At 71.0% G+C, this 5,281-nt stretch carries 3 protein-coding genes and 1 pseudogene; 3 read left to right on the forward strand and 1 reads right to left on the reverse strand.

Annotated features, from left to right (window positions below):
* On the forward strand, positions 1 to 615 hold a 615-nt coding region (locus tag AC27IQ_RS18570; RefSeq protein WP_487090349.1), incomplete at its 5' end, for an SDR family NAD(P)-dependent oxidoreductase.
* A 179-nt stretch (positions 616 to 794) separates the two neighbouring features.
* On the forward strand, positions 795 to 1,100 hold the full coding sequence (locus AC27IQ_RS18575; protein WP_284428797.1) for a hypothetical protein: 306 nt from the start codon (positions 795 to 797) through the stop codon (positions 1,098 to 1,100).
* 74 nt (positions 1,101 to 1,174) lie between these two features.
* Here the strand turns inward: AC27IQ_RS18575 and AC27IQ_RS18580 are convergent, their stop codons facing one another.
* Positions 1,175 to 3,064 carry an esterase/lipase family protein gene (locus tag AC27IQ_RS18580; protein WP_487090350.1) on the reverse strand — a complete coding sequence of 630 codons (1,890 nt, stop codon included), beginning with the start codon at positions 3,062 to 3,064 and terminating at the stop codon, positions 1,175 to 1,177.
* A gap of 175 nt (positions 3,065 to 3,239) precedes the next feature.
* Between AC27IQ_RS18580 and AC27IQ_RS18585 the strand changes: the two are divergent.
* Positions 3,240 to 5,281: pseudogene (locus AC27IQ_RS18585) on the forward strand (FUSC family protein); the annotation flags it as partial.

Genomic DNA, 5,281 nt, shown 5'->3' on the forward strand with positions numbered 1-5,281 from the left:
ATCCTGGTCAACAACGCCGGCATCCTGCGCGACAAGTCGTTCGGCAAGATGGACATGGACGATTTCCGCCTCGTGGTGGATGTGCACCTGATGGGCGCGGTCCACTGCTGCAAGGCCGTGTGGGCGCACATGGTGGCGCAGCAATACGGCCGCATCGTGATGACGACCTCGTCCACCGGCCTGTACGGCAACTTCGGCCAAGCCAACTACGGCGCCGCCAAGCTGGCCCAGGTCGGGCTGATGCAGACGCTCGCCATCGAAGGGGCCAAGCACGGCATCCACGTGAACGCGCTCGCGCCCACCGCCGCCACCCGCATGACCGAGGGCCTGATGCCCGAGGAGGTGCTGGCCGCGCTCAAGCCCGAGGCCGTGGTGCCGGCCATGCTGGTGCTGGCGCACGAAAGCGCGCCCACGCGCACCATCCTGTGCGCGGGCGCCGGCACCTTCGAGGCGGCGCACGTCACGCTCACGCAGGGGGTGCATCTGGGCATTGGGCCCGATGTGCCCGAGCAGCTCGCCGCGCGCCTGGCCGAGGTGACCGACCGCACCGGCGAACAGGTGCCGCAAAGCGGCGCGGCCCAGGGCACGAACGAGGTGCGCCTGGCCCGGCGGTGATGGAGTGATTGCCCGGTACCGAGGCGCTCGCCTGGCAGATTGCAAATATTGCGGCCAGACGCGCGCTCGGCGACGTGGTCGGTTGGATTCGCCGGCTGAACAAAGGCTTCGCATGCGGCCTGTCTCGCCTGGGTGGTTGGCTTTAGTGTTGGGCCTGCAACTCAAATACAAGGGAATCCATGCTTCTTCTTTCACCCGTCTTCAAATCTGGCGCGTTCGTCACGGCTGGGCTCGCTCTGCTTGCCGCGTTGAGTACCACCCCTGTTCTTGCCCAAAGCGGACAAACGATCACGGCCTCCGGCCTCGGGCCCAACACGACCAGTCCGACCCGCCGCCAGGTGCGGGATGCGACTTTCTTCGATGCGCAGCAGAAATGCAGGACGGGGCCTTTCCCCGCTCAGCCCGTTCAGATGCTCGGCATCGGTGTCGCCCCCACGGTTCAGAACGGCCAAAGATTGTTTTTCGCTGAATGGCGCTGCGGCTGAAGTCTGCGGTTGGCTGATTCTTTTCCATCGGGCATGGGTGCCAGCGGTGGGGCTCGGGATGCAGCGCTCGCCTTTCAGCGCACCGCCTCGGCCGCGAGCGCCTCGCGCAGGATGCGGCGGATCTCCAGGATCGCCCGGGGGTTCTCCTGCACGCTGTGGTGCGAGGTCAGCACCAGCTCCGACTCGGCACCTGCCAGGTGGGCGCTGCCGTAGGGCACGATGCCATCGCTCGACTGCGCGAGCGGGGTGCCTGGGTCTTCGCGGCCCATGATGGAGTGGTAGCGCACGCCCGGGCCGATCGGCAGGTCGGCGGCCGCGCGCACGAACGGATCGGTGTCGCCCAGGTTGTCGATGCTGTTGGGCAGGCGCGGCGGCACCCCGCCCTCGACGGGCTGCGCGGCATGGGCTCTGGCCAGCACGCGGGTGGCATCGCCGAAGCGCTCCAGCACGGCCAGCGGCAGCGTCACCATGTTGGCCAGCCAGCGCGAGAGGGTCTTGTTGGCGAACGGCGTTCCCCGGTGGGGCGCGGCGATGAAGACCGCCCGGGTCACCTGCGGCAGGGGATGGAACACCAGGAAGGGGCCCAGGTCCTCACGCAGCCGGGCCAGGTCTTGCGGGGGCAGCACGGGGCGGCCGATGACCTGGTCCCACAGCGTGCCGCCCGATTCCGACACCAGCAGCCGCGCCAGCACGCCGCCCATGCTGTGGCCCACCAGCACGATGTCGCGCGATGCGCGCGCCGTGCCGTCGGGATCGAAGTGCGCCAGCGTCTGCAACAGGGCCTCCCGGATGTCGTGCTGGTTGAGGGCCAGCGGCGCATTGGTGGGGTAGTACACCTGCCACACCTGGTAGGCGTCCCGCAACTGCGCATCGCCCAGAACCTCGTTGGCCACGTTGATCCATGCCTCGGGGCTGCTGGCCAGCCCGTGCAGCATGACGATGGTGCGGCGGTTCGGGTCATAGGGCTGCATGAGGTGGATGCGCGGCGCGTCCAGCCGGTCGCTCCAGCCCAGCAGGGTGCGCATGGCCTGCGTGGCAAAGCCCGAGCGCGCCAGCCACAGGCCGTACCCCGCGGTGAAGTTGCCCGCCAGCGGCACCTGCTGCCCGCCCAGTTCCACCCGCGCGGTATGGTAGGGGTCGTAGATCGCCACCTGCACCTCCTGCGTGCGCAGTACCTCGCCCAGCGTCTTGCCGGGAAACCGCAGCAGCGCGGTGGCTGCGGGGTAGGGCATTTCCTTGAACGGTGCGGGCGCTCGCTCGCCCGGCTCGGGGGCGGACGCCGCCACCAGCTCCGTGCCGAAGCCATCGCGCCGGTAGGTGTTGCGAACGCCGGAAAACCGCAGCGTGGTGGCCGGGATCAGTTCCTCGGGCAGCGGGGCGTCGCTGGGCAGGCGGATGTCCGAGGCGTCGCTGGAAATCCGCCAGGCGCCGAGGGTGCGCACCTCATCCGACCGGCGCCCTTCGGCGCGGTAGCGCTGGAACAGCAGGGTCACCACGCGCTGCGTGGCGAAGTTGTAGTAGTCGCGCACCTGCGTCTGCCGGTCCTCGAACGCGCGCTCGCCGGGGGAGCGCTGCGTGAAAAACAGATAGGCCCAGGCGTGGCGGGCCGATTCCATCCAGGCATCGAGCGCCTCGTCCGGCGGCAGCGGCGCGTTGCGGTCGCGTTCGCCTTCGAGGCCCACCTGCAGCCAGACCTCGGCCAGCGCCGACAGGCGCTGCTCCTCGCTGATGCCGTTCGAGGCGGCCAGCTGGTTGCGGCAGTCGGCCAGGTCGTCCGCGCAGGTATCGGCATCGCTGCCGATCACGCGCAGCACCTCTTCGGTGGCCTCGCTGACCCGGCCGCTGGTGAGCACGTCGCCGCGCCGCTGCGACAGGTATTCGCGCGGTGACATCGACGACACCGTCACCCCCGCGCAGCCGCACAGCACGGCCGCTGCGCACAGCGCGGCGAGCCCTCGCAACACCGACCAGGGTGTGCGGCGCGGGGCAGGGGACCAAGTGCGATGGAGCGGCGGCGGGGTGGGTGGCGACATGGGGCGGGCCGGGCGGCGACGGGGTGGCCGATGTTACCCGGCGGCCCCGCGAATGGGGCGCTGCCTGACGCCGCGGTACGCAGTGCTGCGGTACGCTCGCCGGCTTATGAGGATCTCTCCGGAACACCGCCTGCGGGCCGCCTTGCGCGTGGCGCTGAGCCACTATGTCTTCAACGGCCTGTCGGTGGCCTTCGGCCTGCTGCTCATCTCGGCCGGGGTGCACGGGTGGCTGGGCGCGGCGGCCGCCGCCTCGGCGTCGGTCGGGGTCATCGTTACGGCGCCGCCCGACCTGCCCGGCCCGGCGCGGGGCAAGTTCTGGCAAATGCTGCCGGCGCCCCTGCTGGGCGTGCCGCTCTTTTTCGGGGTGCAGATGCTGCACCCGTCGGAGCTGGCCCTGGGAATGCTGATCGTGCCAGCCAGCTTCGTCGCGTTCCTGGCATGGCCTGGGGCAAGCGCGGCGTGCCGATCGCGGTGGCCTTGATGTTCTCCATGGTGTTCTCCATGGCCGTGCCGCCCACGCCGGGCGTGGACCCGTTGACGGCGGCGCTGGCCACCACCGGGCATTTCGCGCTGGGGGCGGCTTTGTATGTGGTGTATTCGGTGGTGGCCAACCATGCGCTCAACGCGCGCTACCGCGTGCAGTCGGTGGCGGATGCGCTGCTGGCGCTCGCCGCGCTGATGCGCGTGCAGGCACGGCAATTCACGCCCGTCGATCTGCAGGGCCCGCCCGCGCCCGCCTTGGCGGGGGCCTTGCTGCACCGGCAGGCGGCCCTGGCCGAGCAGTTGCAGGCCGCGCGCAACATCGTGCTGGAGTCGCCCCGCACGCCGCGGCGCCAGCGGCTGGCCGGCATGCTGCTGCTGGTGCTGGAGATGCGCGACCACCTGCTGGCCTGCGAGCTGGACCTGGACACGCTCAAGGCCCACCCCGGCCATGCGCCCGTGGTGGTCGGGCTGCGCGACGTGCTGCACCACGTGGCCGACGAGATGGAGCGCCTGGCCGATGCCATGCTCATCGGCCGCAGGCCCACCGCCTTCGCCGACCACCGGCCCCACCTGGCGGCCCTGCGCTGGGACGAAGTGCCTCAGCCCCAGCCCGGACCGGAGAGCGCCAACCCGTCGCCCCGCCTCCTGGCGCGCGGGCTGGCGGACCGCATCGGCCACATCAACGACGAGGCGCTGCGCATGATCGCCCTGGCCCGCGGCGAGGCCGAGCCCAACCTGGCCGTGGTGCGCGCGAACTGGCAGATGTTCGTGAGCCCCACCGCGTGGTCGTGGCATCCGTTCAACGGCCTGTGGCGCTGGGATGCGCCGCCGCTGCGCCATGCCATCCGCGCGGCGCTGGCCATGGGTGTGGGCTACGCGGTGGCGCAGGCACTGCCCTGGGGCACGCACGCCTACTGGATTTTGCTGACCATCGTGGTGGTGCTGCGCGGCAGCCTGGCGCAGACCCTGGAGCGGCGCAACAGCCGCGTGGCCGGCACGCTGCTGGGCTGCGTGCTGGCGCTGGGGCTGCTGTCCATGCACCCCACCGCGCTGGGCCTGATCGTGTGCCTCACGCTGGCGCAGGCCGTGGCCCATGGCTTTGCCGTGCGGCGCTACCTCATCACCGCGGTGGCGGCCACCGTGCTCGGGCTGGTGCAGTCGCACATGCTGCATGCGGGCAGCAGCACGGCCTTCGCGCTGTTCGAGCGGCTGGCCGATACCCTGATCGGCACCGGCGTGGCCTGGGCGTTTTCCTATGTGCTGCCCTCGTGGGAGCGCACGCAGATCCCCGCCCTCGTGTCGCGCACCCTGGCCGCTCAGGCGCTGCATGCGCGCGAGGCGCTGGCCCTGGGGCAATTGCAGGCCGTGGACAACGCGCCCGAGCTGGCCTGGCGGCTGGCGCGGCGCGAGGCCTACGACAGTCTCTCGGCCCTGGTGCAGGCCACGCAGCGGTCGCTGTCGGAGCCGCGCGCCGTGCGCCCGCCGCTCGAACCCCTGGAACGGCTGCAGGTGCACTGCTACCAGTTGCTCGCCCAGCTCACGGCCGTGAAGACCATGCTGCTGCTGCGCCGCGGCCACCTGGAGCCCGAGCGGTTGCAGGCGCCGCTGGCCACCACGGCCGAGGCCATCGGCAACGCCCTGTCCGCGCCCCGTGCTGCGGCGGAT

The sequence above is a fragment of the Acidovorax sp. KPB24-07 genome (assembly GCF_057543315.1).